This window comes from Corynebacterium sp. ACRPH, assembly GCF_022347285.1.
Lineage (GTDB): Bacteria > Actinomycetota > Actinomycetes > Mycobacteriales > Mycobacteriaceae > Corynebacterium.
Genome location: NZ_JAKRND010000002.1, coordinates 34,873 through 47,818 on the forward strand (window position 1 = coordinate 34,873; position 12,946 = coordinate 47,818).

Below are 12,946 nucleotides of genomic sequence, written 5' to 3' on the forward strand. Positions count from 1 at the left end.
AGGTTATCTCTATGGCGATTCCACCCATTTCGCCCTATCCCATCCCCACTCCATCCACCACACTGCCCGCCGATTGTCCGGCGAGATCCTGGGCCCTGGAGCCCGCACGCGCAGCACTGCTGGTGCACGACATGCAGAAGTACTTCCTAGCTGCCTATGACTGGAACAAAGAACCGCTACACTCGGCGCTCGCCAACATCGCGCGCCTCATCACCACGGCGGATCAGCTGGGTATTCCTGTGTTCTATTCCGCCCAGCCGCCACAACAGCACCCCACCCGACGAGGGCTCTTAAGCGATATGTGGGGACAAGGTTTACAAACAGCCGAGGAAGCGTCGATCATCAAAGAGTTGGCGCCAGGCAAGCATCACCAGATACTCACGAAGTGGCGCTATTCCGCATTCGAGCGCACGGACCTTTACCAGTCGCTGGCTTTCGCTCGGCGGGATCAGCTAATTATCACCGGGGTATATGGCCACATGGGCTGCAAGGTCACCGCGGTGGATGCGTTTATGAAGGACATTCAGCCGTTTGTGATCACGGACGGAATTGCGGATTTCACGGCACAGGACCACCAGGAAACGATTGATTGGGTAGCCAAGCGCTGTGGAAGAAGCCTGGATACGGCCAGCGCGCTGAAACAGCTGGAGGTGCACGATGGTCCGCCCAGTGGGGAGGCTAGTGGCCCACCCAGCTTTGTCATGAGCGACAGCGACCAGACTCTGACAACCTGCGGCGTCAAAACTCGTTATGGCACGGTAGAGCAAGCCGCCGCAGCACTTCGTAGGGCGGCGGAGGCAGGACGGGAAGACGTCGTGGTGGGAGCGCTGCCCTTCGATCCAGACACAGCACCGGTATTGCTGGCCCCCGAGAGCTTTCAGCGGCACGCGGGAGCTCCGCGTTGGAAGACGGCTCCATTGGTTCCCGACGTGGTGGACATCTCACAACGCCCCAGCCTGCAAGAGCATGGCCGGCGGGTTAGCCGTGCCGTGGAGGCGATTGGGCGTGGCGAGTTTCAAAAGGTGGTGCTTTCCCGCGAGGAGGAGTACACGCTGGCTAGCCCTGTGGAGCCGGAAGCCCTGCTACGAGGGTTCATGGAAACCTCCGCCACGGGGCACGGGCACCTGGTAGCTACGACTAACGGCCCCGAAGAAGCTTTCTTCGTGGGATCTAGCCCGGAGCTACTGATCCGCAAGGAAGGCGCGCGGATTGTTTCCCACCCGCTGGCCGGAACTATCGCTCGATCGGAGGACCCGGTGACGGACTGGGCGCGGGCAATTGAGCTCACGCTCTCCCACAAAGACATCGCCGAGCACCGCTTCGTGACCACGGCCATCCGGAAGGTTCTTGAACCCCTGTGTACTCAGCTACACGTTCCGGAATTACCCACGCTGACCGCCACGTCGCACACCTGGCACCTAGGAACCCATATCGAAGGCACGTTGCGGAACCCTGATACCTCCGTTCTGGAGTTGGCTGCGTTGCTACACCCCACTCCGGCAGTCAATGGAGCACCGTCCGCTGCTGCGTTGGACTTTTTGCGCCAGCAGGAGCCGGAGCGGGGTCTGTACGGCGGCGCCATCGGATACGCAGATTCCCACGGCGATGGCGAGTGGCGGGTAGCTATCCGAAGTGCCACGGTTCAAGGCTCCCAAGTGTCTGCCCGAGCCGGCGGCGGAATCGTTGCCGAATCCCAGCCAGACCAGGAGATCGAGGAAACCAACTTCAAACTCGGTCCGGTGCGTGCGCTGTTGGGACTGGCCGCAAAGGGAGATACAGAAGGCACCGCGCAGCCCCCGTCAGCACACATAGCGCCCAATCCCGAGCCCCACCTCAGCCCGCTTAACGGAAGCCACGGCCCAGAGGTACTGGCCAACCACATGCCCCGTACCCTCGCGCAGGAATACCACTGCCAGGGAATATGGACCCACCACACCCACTGGGATGTCTTCCAGCAAACGGTTGCCACCTTTCCCAATCGACCCGCCACGACGGACGGCCACCGCAGCCTGTCCTGGCACGAACTAGACAACAGCGTCGAGACCGCCGCCCACTACCTTCACCAAGCCGGAGTACGCCGGGGCGATGGCTGCATCCTGCAACTTCCCAATAGTGTGGTGTTCCTCGAAACTCTCTTGGCATTATGGAAGCTCGGCGCCATTCCCATCTTCGCCTTGCCTGACCTCGGCTCCACGGAGGTGCGCCACTTCGCCAGCCACGCGCCAGCACGCTTCTACATCAGCACGTCACGCCCCGATCGGCACCTTGCGGGCGTCCACGCCACGCTACAAGAGCCGCTGGACGATGGCCGCACTGTTCGAGCGATCCTCATCGACGAGACCGCCGAATCTCCCTGGGCTACCGAATCAACGGGGCACTCGGAGGCTGCAAACGAAGAGTCACCCGCCCCTCCAACCGCCGATGTAGAAGCAGACGAGCTTGCGTTCCTGCAACTCTCCGGTGGCACGACCGGCCTACCGAAGCTAATCCCGCGAACCCATGCGGATTATCTCTATTCGATCCGTTGTGCGTTGCAAGCCTGTGACTTGGAGACGGAATCTTGCCTGCTCGTCGCTTTGCCCGCGGCGCATAACTTCACTCTCAGCTCGCCGGGAATTCTGGGTGCGCTGCTGCGCGGAGCGCACATCGTTTTCGCCAAATCACCGATGCCCAGCGATCTGCTGCCTGCCATTGACCGCCACGGTGCGACTCACCTCGCCCTGGTACCTCCGGCGGTACTGGGCATTCTCCACGCACCGGCCCGCGATCGCCACGACCTACGCACTCTGCGCACGCTATGGGTGGGTGGGGCGAAGCTATCTGCCGAGGTGGCCCGCCGCATCCGGCCGGAACTCGACTGTCAACTGCAACAGGTTTTCGGCATGGCTGAGGGACTCGTAAACTTCACACCGTTAAACGCCTCGACCGAGGAAATAATCAATACACAGGGTCGCCCCATGAGCAGCCACGATGAGATTTGCATTGTTGATGACGCCACGCTCCCCCTCCCCGAAGGCCACCCCGGACACCTACTCACCCGCGGGCCGTACACGATCCGGGGCTATCACCGTGCTGAAGAGATCAACTCTAGGGCATTCACCGAAGATGGCTTTTACATTACTGGCGACATCGTCACCGTCGACGATGGTGCTCTGACGGTTGTCGGCCGGGCAAAGGATCAGATCAACCGCGGTGGGGAAAAGGTGGCTCCGGAAGCAGTCGAAAACGCGTTGCTCAGCCATCCGGATATCCACGATGTTTCGGTGGTTGGCACTCCGGACGACAATCTGGGCGAAGCCATCAGGGCCTATGTGATCCTGAGGGATGGGGTGGATGATCTAACGCCACTTGCTGTCCGGAAGCATGCTCGGGCTGCCGGTATCGCGCGGTTCGCAGTACCGGACCACGTGCACATCGTGGAGGAGTTCCCCACCACCGGGGTCGGCAAAGTGAATAAACGAATCCAACAGAACAACGCAGATAGCACGGCCGAACGGAAGATTGAGGTAGCGAACTAATGGAACCAATCACTGAAGACCAGTTGCGCGGATGTGTAGCCGAGACGATGAAGATGGAGCCAGCGGAGATCGAGGTTTCCGAGGAACTCTATGACCAGGGTATGAATTCTCTGCAGCTAGTTACGGTTCTCACTTGGCTGCAGGAGAAAGGCTACGATGTGAGCTTCGCCGACTTAGCGGAGGATACTCGGCTGACGGCCTGGATCGAACTGCTGGATATTTAAGCTAGATGTGGGTCTAGGCGGGCAACAGGCTGACACCCGAACAGATGCAGGTGGGTGTGGCATGACTCGGTCACGTGTACACGCGGACGCACCGTTCGGGTCTCCACTCGCCATAGTCCACCCTCCAAACCTCACCCGTGCCTCCACTCTCCACGCTCAACGCTGCACTTTCCACGGGTCATCCGGGACAAATATCCTAAACGCCCCGAAGTTAGCCCCCACGCCGGCAGTTACCTACCTCCGCTACACCCCAACAGCTTTTGTCCCCTGCGAGGACGTTAGCAAGAAACGAAATAGACCCCCTACCACAGCAAAGTGCGGGAGGGGGTCTAGCGCTATGGCTGACTAAGCAGCCATAGCTGCCATAGCAATCTGAACTTTCAGAGCTATAAGGACTAGCGAGCCTTCTCGATAACCTCGGTCAGGCGGAAGTGCTTGTCCTTGGACAGCGGGCGGGTCTCCTCGATGCGAACGCGGTCGCCAACGCCGGCGGTCTCGTTCTCATCGTGGACCTTTACGCGAGAGTTACGGCGCATGATCTTGCCGTACAGTGCGTGCTGCTTGCGGTCCTCAAGCTCGACCACAATGGTCTTGTTCATCTTGGTGGAAACAACGTATCCGGAGCGAACCTTGCGGGCGCCCTTCTCGTTCTTCACAGCTGCGTTGTCATTCACGGTTGCCTCACTCATGCTGCGTCACCACCCGGGTTGATAGACAGCCCGAGCTCGCGCTCGCGCAGGACGGTGTAGATGCGGGCGATGTCGCGCTTGACAACACCCAGACGACGGTTGTTGGTCAGCTGGCCGGTCGCAGCCTGGAAGCGAAGGTTGAACAGTTCTTCCTTCGCCTCACGCAGGCGGGTGGTCAGCTCTTCGTTGTTGAGCTCGCGGAGCTCATGTGCCGGAGTTCCGGTAGCCATTAGAACTGATCCTCCTTCTTCACGATGCGAACCTTGCAGGGCAGCTTGTTACCAGCACGGCGCAGTGCCTCCAGGGCGACCTCTTCGTTCGGGTAAGAGGCCTCGAAAAGGATGCGCCCCGGCTTAACGTTGGCAACCCACTTCTCCACGGGGCCCTTACCGGAACCCATACGCACGCCGAGCGGCTTCTGGGTCAGCGGACGGTCCGGGAAGATGTTGATCCACACCTTGCCACCACGCTTCATGTGGCGGTTAATGGCGATACGAGCGGACTCGATCTGACGGTTGGTGATGTAGGTCGGCTCCAGGGCCTGCAGGCCGTAGTCGCCGAACGTTACGCGGTTACCGCCCTTGGACACGCCACGACGGGTCGGGCGGTGCTGGCGACGGTACTTAACGCGCTTCGGGATAAGCATGTGTCTTAGCCCTCCTGCTTCTGCTCAGCGCGCTGGCGACGTGCGCCACCGCGACGTGGACGCTCACGACGACCGCGAGACGGGCGCTCGTCGCGTGCATTCATCAGGCTCTCGCGACGGCCGCCGACGACGTCACCCTTGTAGATCCACACCTTGACGCCGATGCGTCCGAAGGTGGTGTGAGCCTCGTAGGTGCCGTAGTCGATCTCAGCACGGAGGGTGTGCAGCGGAACGCGACCCTCGTGGTAGCGCTCGGTGCGACCCATCTCCGCGCCGCCCAGGCGACCGGAGCAAACAACCTTGATGCCCTTGACCTGCGGCTGGCGCATAGCGCCCTGGATCGCCTTGCGCATAGCGCGACGGAAGGCAACGCGGTTGGTCAGCTGCTCAGCGATGGACTGTGCCACCAGCTGTGCGTTGGCATCGATGTTCTTGACTTCGAGGATGTTCAGCTGAACCTGCTTACCGGTGAGCTTCTCCAGCTGGCCGCGGATGCGGTCAGCCTCGGAGCCGCGGCGGCCAATCACGATGCCCGGGCGGGCAGTGTGGATGTCAACGCGAACCCGGTCGTGGGTGCGCTCGATGACAACGTTGGCGATGCCGGCGCGGTCAAGACCCTCGGACAGGAAGTCGCGGATCTTGATGTCCTCGGCGAGGTAGTCAGCGTACTGCTTGTCGGCGTACCAGCGGGAGCGCCACTCGGAAGTGATACCCAGCCGGAGGCCGTGGGGGTGGATTTTCTGGCCCACTACTGAGCACTTCCCTTCTGGCTCTCGACGACCACAGTGATGTGGCTGGTGCGCTTGCGGACGTGGAATGCACGACCCTGGGCGCGGGGGCGGAAACGGCGCATGGTCGGGCCCTCGTCGGCGTAAGCCTCAGAGACGACCAGCGTCTGCGGGTCCAAGCCGAAGTTGTTCTCGGCGTTGGCGGCGGCCGAAGCAACGACCTTCGCGACCGGCTCGGAAGCGGCCTGCGGAGCGTACTTCAGGATCGCCAGTGCGTCCTCGACGGACTTGCCACGGATCGTGTCGATCACGCGGCGTGCCTTCATCGGAGTGACGCGGACGAAACGCGCGGTAGCGCGTGCGGTGGTTACGGTGTCAGACATGATTATCGACGACCCTTCTTGTCGTCCTTGACGTGACCCTTGAAGGTCTTCGTAGGAGCGAACTCACCTAGCTTGTGACCGACCATGGAATCATCGATGAACACCGGCACGTGCTTGCGACCGTCGTGGACGGCGAAAGTGTGGCCGATGAAATCGGGGAGAATGGTCGAGCGACGGGACCACGTCTTGATGACGTTCTTGTTGCCCTTTTCGTTCTGAGCGTCCACCTTCGCAAGGAGGTGTTCGTCGACGAATGGGCCCTTCTTCAGGCTGCGTGGCATTCTCTACTACCTCCTCTTAGCGCTTCTTGTTCTTGTTGGAGCGACGACGGCGAACGATCATCCGGTCGCTGGGACGGTTCGGCTTGCGGGTGCGTCCCTCAGGCTGACCCCAAGGAGACACAGGGTGACGACCACCGGAGGTCTTACCCTCACCACCACCGTGCGGGTGGTCAACCGGGTTCATAACAACACCGCGGACGGTCGGGCGTACGCCCTTCCAGCGCATACGGCCAGCCTTGCCCCAGCGGATGTTGATCTGCTCCTGGTTGCCGACCTCGCCGATGGTGGCGCGGCAGCGAATGTCTACGCGACGGATCTCGGAAGACGGCATACGCAGAACTGCGTACTTGCCTTCCTTACCCAGCAGCTGGATGGAGGCACCAGCGGAACGAGCCATCTTGGCGCCGCCGCCCGGCTTCAGCTCCACAGCGTGGATGGTGGTACCGGTCGGGATGTTACGCAGCGGCAGGTTGTTGCCAACCTTGATGTCGGCGTTCGGGCCGGACTCCAGCAGCGCACCCTGCTTCAGACCGCGGGGGGCGATGATGTAACGCTTCTCGCCATCGCGGTAGTGCAGCAGCGCAATGTTAGCGGTGCGATTCGGGTCGTACTCGATGTGAGCGACCTTGGCGATCACGCCGTCCTTGTCGTTACGACGGAAGTCGATAACGCGGTAGCGACGCTTGTGGCCGCCACCCTTGTGACGGGTCGTGATGTGGCCGTGAACGTTACGGCCACCGGTCTTCGACAGCGGGCGCAGCAGAGACTTCTCGGGAGTCGAACGGGTAATTTCCGCGAACTCGGAGACAGAACTCTGGCGGCGACCCGGCGTAGTCGGCTTGTACTTACGAATAGCCATACTTTTGCTTCCTCTTTACCTTTCGGTGTCCGGCCGCCTTAGGCGGTCGCTCCACCGAAGATGTCGATCGGATCGCTGCCGGCGACCAGGGTCACCATGGCGCGCTTGGTTGCCTTGCGCTGGCCGTAGCCGGTGCGGGTGCGCTTACGCTTGCCCTCACGGTTAACGGTGTTAACGCTGGCGACCTTCACACCAAAGATCTGCTCGACGGCAATCTTGATTTGGGTCTTGTTAGAGCTGGGGTGAACCAGGAACGTGTAGACGTTCTGCTCCATCAGGCCGTAGGACTTCTCAGATACGACCGGGGCGATGATGATATCGCGAGGATCAGCTACAGTGCTCACTTTGCCTCCTCCTTGGTCTTATCAGCGGCGTTGATGAAAGCGTTCAGTGCCTCCACGGAGAACACAACGTCGTCCGCGTTCAGAACGTCGTAGGTGTTCAGCTGGTCGTTGACCAGGGTGTGCACCTGCGGCAGGTTGTTCACGGACTTCCATGCGGTGACGTCTTCGCGGGTCAGGACGACCAGCACGGACTTGCGGTCCGTCAGACGCTCGATGAAAGCGCGTGCAGCCTTGGTGGACGGGGTCTGGCCCGGGACCAGCTCCTCGACCACGTGGATGCGGTCGTGACGCACGCGATCGGTCAGGGCGCCGCGCAGAGCAGCGGCCTTCATCTTCTTCGGAGTGCGCTGGGAGTAGTCACGCGGCTGCGGGCCGTGGACCGTGCCACCACCGGTGAAGTGGGGAGCGCGGATGGAGCCCTGACGTGCGCGGCCGGTGCCCTTCTGGCGGAACGGCTTACGGCCACCGCCGGACACCATGCCACGAGTCTTCGTAGCGTGGGTACCCTGACGCTTTGCTGCGAGCTGAGCGGTAACGACCTGGTGCATCAGTGCGACGCTGGCCTCTGCATCGAAGATGGATGCGGGCAGCTCGACCGTGCCGTTGGTCTTACCGTCAGCGGTGTGGACATCAAGCTTTAGATTGCTCATGCGTGTGCACCGCCCTTCACTGCGGTCTTGACAACGACGAGACCGCCGTTGACACCCGGAACTGCGCCCTTGATCAGGAGCAGGTTGGACTCTGCGTCGACCTTGGCCAGCTTCAGGTTCTGCTGGGTAACACGGTTGTTACCCATGCGGCCTGCCATGCGCTTGCCCTTGAACACGCGGCCGGGGGTGGCTGCCTGTCCAATGGAGCCCACGCGGCGGTGAGCGGCCTGGTTACCGTGAGCAGCACCCTGGCCGGCGAAGCCGTGGCGCTTCATGCCGCCGGCGTAGCCCTTGCCCTTGGTGGTGCCCGTCACGTCGACGAACTTGACATCGTTGAAGATGTCTACGGTGACGTCCTGGCCAACCTCGTAGCTGGATGCGTCTGCAACGCGGATCTCAGCAACGTGGCGGCGCGGAGTCACGCCAGCCTTCTTGAAGTGACCTGCGGCAGGCTTGTTTACCTTGCGCGGGTCGATCTCGCCGAAGGCGATCTGTACGGCCTCGTAGCCGTCGGTTTCCTTGGAACGCACCTGGGTTACGACACAGGGCCCAGCCTCGACGACGGTGACCGGTACAACACGGTTTTCCTCGTCGAAGATCTGGGTCATGCCGAGCTTCTTGCCCAGGATGCCCTTGATCTCAATATCACTCATAGTTTCTCTTCCGCTGCCGTTTCAGTAGTTCAGACTCGTTTGCCGCTTACTGAATGTTGACGTCGACGCTGGCCGGAAGATCGATGCGCATGAGGGCGTCAACGGTCTTCGGGGTTGGGTCGAGAATGTCGATCAGACGCTTGTGCGTACGCATCTCAAAGTGCTCGCGCGAGTCCTTGTACTTGTGCGGAGAGCGGATGACGCAGTACACGTTCTTTTCAGTTGGCAGTGGCACTGGGCCGACAACACGAGCGCCGGTACGGGTAACCGTCTCGACGATCTTCTTGGCAGAAGCGTCGATAGCCTCGTGATCGTAGGCCTTGAGCCTAATGCGGATCTTCTGTCCCGCCACGCTTGTCCTCTTCCTTCAAAGCGCTTCCCTGCTATTTAAAACAGCTGGTAGTCACGCTTCTTATCTGTCTTAGTCTTAACGCTGTCCGGCCTTGGGGCCTGGTCCAGTCGCCAGTGTCGCTTGTGTCTTACATTTACTTGCTTGTGCCATCGACGGATAGCGGGTCATTTGGTTTTAATGAACACACGCCATACGCACTTGGTTAATCAAGTGATGTAACAACACCCGGTTCCCGCCCCTTGCTTGCTCCATGGCCGGATTCGTTTTACCGAGGCCTTATATACGAAATATATGGAGTACAAGCTTGGAAACGTGTTCCGCGCCTTGTCGGAAGGGAATCCCTTCGCTTACTGCCGCTGTTCATTTACCATGCCCCATCCTCCGGCACCCGCGGTCGGGCGTGTCGCCCTTCCACTTTTTAAGTACCGCACAGCAAAGCAGCCCCGCTGTGTTCCTTGTGGATCACTTTCGCGAGGTTCTTCACCGACGATGGATCATGCTCACTTCACCATCGACACCTTCTTGGCCCAGCCTCGCTGCTGCGCTACTGGCCTCATGTGCCGTGTTAAAGCAACGTCAAGTATTCAACCACACCGGGCGTGCCGAAACCAAATCACTTCTTTCTTTTCTTTTTTGACGCCCCTACGCACCGGTTACCTTTACTTCCGTAACCTTTTGAGCACTAGAATCGCCACGTAAGTTCAGACTTCACATGCATGGCCTCGAGGCGGCGTCAGTAATAAGGAGAGACAGCTATGAGCGACTCCCGCTACGGTTCTCCTAACAGTGCACGCCCCAACTCAGCATTCTTGCCACCCAGGGGCAGCGCTCGGTATGAGGTGGCACAGCGCCGACGGGTAGAGGCCACCGCACGAGCAGAGGGCCGGCCACTACACCGCAAGGAAGATCCGACTCCCCGGAAAGGGAAACGCGCAACTCAGGAGGCAAGACGCGGTTTCCGCATTCAGCATGCTCGTACCCGACGCATTTTGTCGCGGGTCGGCGTTGCCATTTTCGTCATCCTGGCCGTGGTGGCAGTGTGGCAGCGGGAGGCGCCGGTCAAACCGCCAGAGGGGCTGGAGAGCAACGAGGTGATCGCCGAACAGTCGCCGCCGATCGCACCTTCCGCGGCGGAGGAGATGTTCATTCCGGCTATCGACGTGCATGCCGACTTCGAGGAGGGGGCGTGCAGGGTGAAGGATGGCGCCATCGACCCGGCAACCCTAGACAAGGCCTGTACTTACACCGCTGCCGATAAGCCTTACTCCCTGCCGGGCACGAACTCCCCGGACGTTGTGGTGATCGCCGGGCACACCGGCGCGGGAGTGCCCGCAGTGTTTGACAACCTCTATGACGGCTCAGCCGACCACCACCGAGTGAAGGTCGGCGACAAGCTGTACCTGCGCACGGCAGATTCCGGCGATAACTGGCTGGTTTACGCAGCCACCGATCTGCACGATCCGGTGAAGGAGGGGCTCTCGGAGGACTCCAGCGTGTGGGGCGAGGGGGCTACCCCGGGGCGCCTACTGACCATTAGCTGTATTCAGCCAACTAATCCATTTACGCCAGCCTTACGCAACTCGGTCGTTGGTTGGCAGTATCGAGGGACGTCCTCTCCAACTGGACCTAACCTCAACGAATGATTAGATAGGCGCACCCCCCTGAAGACCTCTCCCGATAAGTCATCTAGGACTCCCAAAGCTATCTAAGCCATAGCGCGATTGTTGTAATAGAATCTTTAAAGTGTATCCTCAGAGAGGATCAAACACTGAGCCATCCCTCCTATAACTACGTTCTTTAGGGTTCCTATGAAAAAATTCACTCGTACTGTAGCAGCTATCAGCCTGGCAGCCTCCGTCATCAATAGTGGCGCTGTAATCCCACAGGCTGAAGCAGTACCGTTTTCCACCACAGGATTGTCAGGAGATCACAATCAAGGGGCTCAGTTTGTGATTGCCCAGCCTTCACTGTCCGTCGTGAGCGACTCCAGAAGAATCGGAACTATCTTAGGCTTGGTCGCACTTCCCGCCACGCTAATCATCGGTGGCGTCATTTGGTATCTCTCACAGGATGGGCAGACTTACATCCAGGATCAGAACCGGATTCACCAGGATCCGACACCGGAGGACAGGGCAGCTTCCGACAAGATGCTGGCCGAGAACAAGGACGAGGTTATCGCTCAGGGCGGCCAGCTGGCTGACCAGGGCGCAGCCGACGAGTCCGCTAGCGACCGCGGCATGCTGGCACAGACCGGCTCCAACACCGCTGCACGCGGCCTGGCTGGCCTGGCTGTTATCGCAATGATCGCAGCTGGCGCCTTCGCTGTGCGCCGCAAGCTGTTCGCATAAAACAGCCCCACTGCACCAACGCAGTTCAGCACTTCAAGCCCACCTCCCCAACCCGGCGACAACGCCGTAGGCAGGAGGTGGGCTTTTCGCTACTACAATCACCTTCTAGTGGAATTAGTAGGCCAATGGCCTCGAGGCGGCGTCACCTAAAGAAGGAACAGCAATGAGCGACTACCGCAACAACCCCGAATACCAGCGGCAACGGCGCGCCCTGGTGCGGAAACACCACCCCGACGCGGGAGGGACGGACGCCGAGCTGATCGACGCCCTGCGCGCCCTCGACGAGGCCTGGGACCGGCGCGCACGTCTACGCCGCCAAGTCCGCGAGCACCGGCCGAGCTTCATCCCCGAAGACAAAGCCGAACAGGCAATGGACGTTGCCGAGCAAGCCATGGGGGTCGCGGAGAACTTCGCCCGCAACGCCGGGCGCTTCGCCGGTAACCTCCGCAACACGCTGCTCCATAAGCTGCCGCAAGAGTTCCGGCGCGGATACCGCGAGGGAGACAGGTAAATGTCCACCCGATACGAGCAGATCGCCCAGCAACTCCGCGAGGACATCCGCAACGGGCGCTTCCAGGTCGGCGAGGCCATACCTAGCGAAGGGACCCTGGCCGACCGCTTTGACGTCGCCCCCGGCACCATGCGCCAGGCCCTCAATCAGCTGGTGGACGAAGGCACACTCAGCTCTAAGCGCGGGGCGCGGAAGGTAGTGCTGCGCATGCCCGCCCGCTTCCCCGAGATCTCCAAGTTCCGCAGTTTCGCCCAGTGGGCCTACGGGCGCGGGCGCACCCCTGGCGGTCACGTGATCCACCAGGAATGGGTGGATCAGACTGAAAAGGATGCCGAGCTACTGCGCGTGCCCGCCGGCGAGAAAGTCTTGAAGGTTCTGCGCGTGCGCACCATCGACGGCTCCCCCATCATGCTGGAGCGCACCCGCTACCCCGCCTGGGTCGGCACCAAGGTCGAGCCGATGGATCCCACCTGCCCGTCTGTGACCAACGAGCTAGCCGCCCGCCACGACATTCACTTCTTCGCCGCCGACAACGTGTTTTCCGCCGCGAAGGCCGGGGAGGTCGATGCGCGGTGGCTGCCCCTCGAGGCCGGCGACCCTGTGCTGGTGCACCGGCGCCTGTCGCGCGATGCGAAGGGCACGCCGTTGGAGATGAGTGAGGATCGCTATATTGCGGACGCCCTCAGTATCGCCGTGCCCACGTCTGGCAAGAACAACGTGCTCAGCTGGACTACGTTGAACCGCTTCCCCTGGGGCTAGT

Annotated in this window: 16 protein-coding genes and 1 pseudogene; 6 read left to right on the forward strand and 11 right to left on the reverse strand. The window is 60.9% G+C overall.

Features of this window, described 5'->3' with window-relative positions:
- Positions 1–11 precede the first annotated feature (11 nt).
- Complete coding sequence (locus MHX66_RS01165) at positions 12–3,518, forward strand: isochorismate synthase (RefSeq protein ID WP_239198718.1); 3,507 nt, start codon at positions 12–14, stop codon at positions 3,516–3,518.
- Entirely contained in the window at positions 3,518–3,742 is a 225-nt protein-coding gene (locus MHX66_RS01170; RefSeq protein ID WP_011274159.1) for a phosphopantetheine-binding protein, read from the forward strand. Before MHX66_RS01165 ends, MHX66_RS01170 begins: the two co-directional genes overlap by 1 nt.
- Before the next feature lie 395 nt (positions 3,743–4,137).
- Here the strand turns inward: MHX66_RS01170 and rpsQ are convergent, their stop codons facing one another.
- The 11 genes from rpsQ to rpsJ are packed head-to-tail and all read right to left on the reverse strand — an operon-like array spanning position 4,138 to position 9,327.
- Complete coding sequence (gene rpsQ, locus MHX66_RS01175) at positions 4,138–4,431, reverse strand: 30S ribosomal protein S17 (protein ID WP_011274162.1); 294 nt, start codon at positions 4,429–4,431, stop codon at positions 4,138–4,140.
- Positions 4,428–4,661, reverse strand: a complete 234-nt coding sequence (gene rpmC / locus MHX66_RS01180) for a 50S ribosomal protein L29 (RefSeq protein WP_239198721.1) — start codon at positions 4,659–4,661, stop codon at positions 4,428–4,430. The genes rpsQ and rpmC overlap by 4 nt, the downstream gene beginning before the upstream one ends.
- Entirely contained in the window at positions 4,661–5,077 is a 417-nt protein-coding gene (gene rplP, locus MHX66_RS01185) for a 50S ribosomal protein L16 (RefSeq protein WP_035010650.1), read from the reverse strand. Before rplP ends, rpmC begins: the two co-directional genes overlap by 1 nt.
- Positions 5,078–5,082: 5 nt before the next feature.
- Positions 5,083–5,826, reverse strand: coding sequence for a 30S ribosomal protein S3 (gene rpsC / locus MHX66_RS01190; RefSeq protein ID WP_005291959.1), 744 nt, complete (start codon positions 5,824–5,826; stop codon positions 5,083–5,085).
- Complete coding sequence (gene rplV / locus MHX66_RS01195) at positions 5,826–6,188, reverse strand: 50S ribosomal protein L22 (protein WP_005291960.1); 363 nt, start codon at positions 6,186–6,188, stop codon at positions 5,826–5,828. The genes rpsC and rplV overlap by 1 nt, the downstream gene beginning before the upstream one ends.
- A 2-nt stretch (positions 6,189–6,190) precedes the next feature.
- Complete coding sequence (gene rpsS, locus MHX66_RS01200) at positions 6,191–6,469, reverse strand: 30S ribosomal protein S19 (protein WP_005291963.1); 279 nt, start codon at positions 6,467–6,469, stop codon at positions 6,191–6,193.
- Positions 6,470–6,485: 16 nt separating this feature from the next.
- The gene (rplB, locus tag MHX66_RS01205) at positions 6,486–7,328 is read right to left on the reverse strand and encodes a 50S ribosomal protein L2 (RefSeq protein WP_049048976.1); all 843 of its coding nucleotides are present in this window, start codon (positions 7,326–7,328) and stop codon (positions 6,486–6,488) included.
- A 38-nt stretch (positions 7,329–7,366) separates the two neighbouring features.
- Entirely contained in the window at positions 7,367–7,672 is a 306-nt protein-coding gene (gene rplW / locus MHX66_RS01210; protein WP_011274165.1) for a 50S ribosomal protein L23, read from the reverse strand.
- Positions 7,669–8,322, reverse strand: a complete 654-nt coding sequence (gene rplD / locus MHX66_RS01215) for a 50S ribosomal protein L4 (protein WP_011274166.1) — start codon at positions 8,320–8,322, stop codon at positions 7,669–7,671. Before rplD ends, rplW begins: the two co-directional genes overlap by 4 nt.
- A complete protein-coding gene (gene rplC, locus MHX66_RS01220) occupies positions 8,319–8,975 on the reverse strand; it encodes a 50S ribosomal protein L3 (protein WP_034986206.1) in 657 nt (218 codons plus the stop codon). Before rplC ends, rplD begins: the two co-directional genes overlap by 4 nt.
- A 46-nt stretch (positions 8,976–9,021) precedes the next feature.
- Positions 9,022–9,327, reverse strand: a complete 306-nt coding sequence (gene rpsJ, locus MHX66_RS01225; protein WP_010120790.1) for a 30S ribosomal protein S10 — start codon at positions 9,325–9,327, stop codon at positions 9,022–9,024.
- Positions 9,328–10,358: 1,031 nt separating this feature from the next.
- On the opposite strand from rpsJ, the gene MHX66_RS01230 reads away from it, so the two are divergent.
- The 4 genes and pseudogenes from MHX66_RS01230 (at position 10,359) to MHX66_RS01245 (ending at position 12,945) form a co-directional block, all read left to right on the forward strand.
- The gene (locus MHX66_RS01230; protein WP_239198724.1) at positions 10,359–10,970 is read left to right on the forward strand and encodes a sortase; all 612 of its coding nucleotides are present in this window, start codon (positions 10,359–10,361) and stop codon (positions 10,968–10,970) included.
- A gap of 363 nt (positions 10,971–11,333) precedes the next feature.
- A pseudogene (locus MHX66_RS01235) lies at positions 11,334–11,675 on the forward strand (LPXTG cell wall anchor domain-containing protein); the annotation flags it as partial.
- A 163-nt stretch (positions 11,676–11,838) separates the two neighbouring features.
- A complete protein-coding gene (locus MHX66_RS01240; protein ID WP_239198727.1) occupies positions 11,839–12,186 on the forward strand; it encodes a hypothetical protein in 348 nt (115 codons plus the stop codon).
- Positions 12,187–12,945, forward strand: a complete 759-nt coding sequence (locus tag MHX66_RS01245; protein ID WP_239198730.1) for a GntR family transcriptional regulator — start codon at positions 12,187–12,189, stop codon at positions 12,943–12,945.
- The last annotated feature ends 1 nt before the right edge of the window (position 12,946 follow it).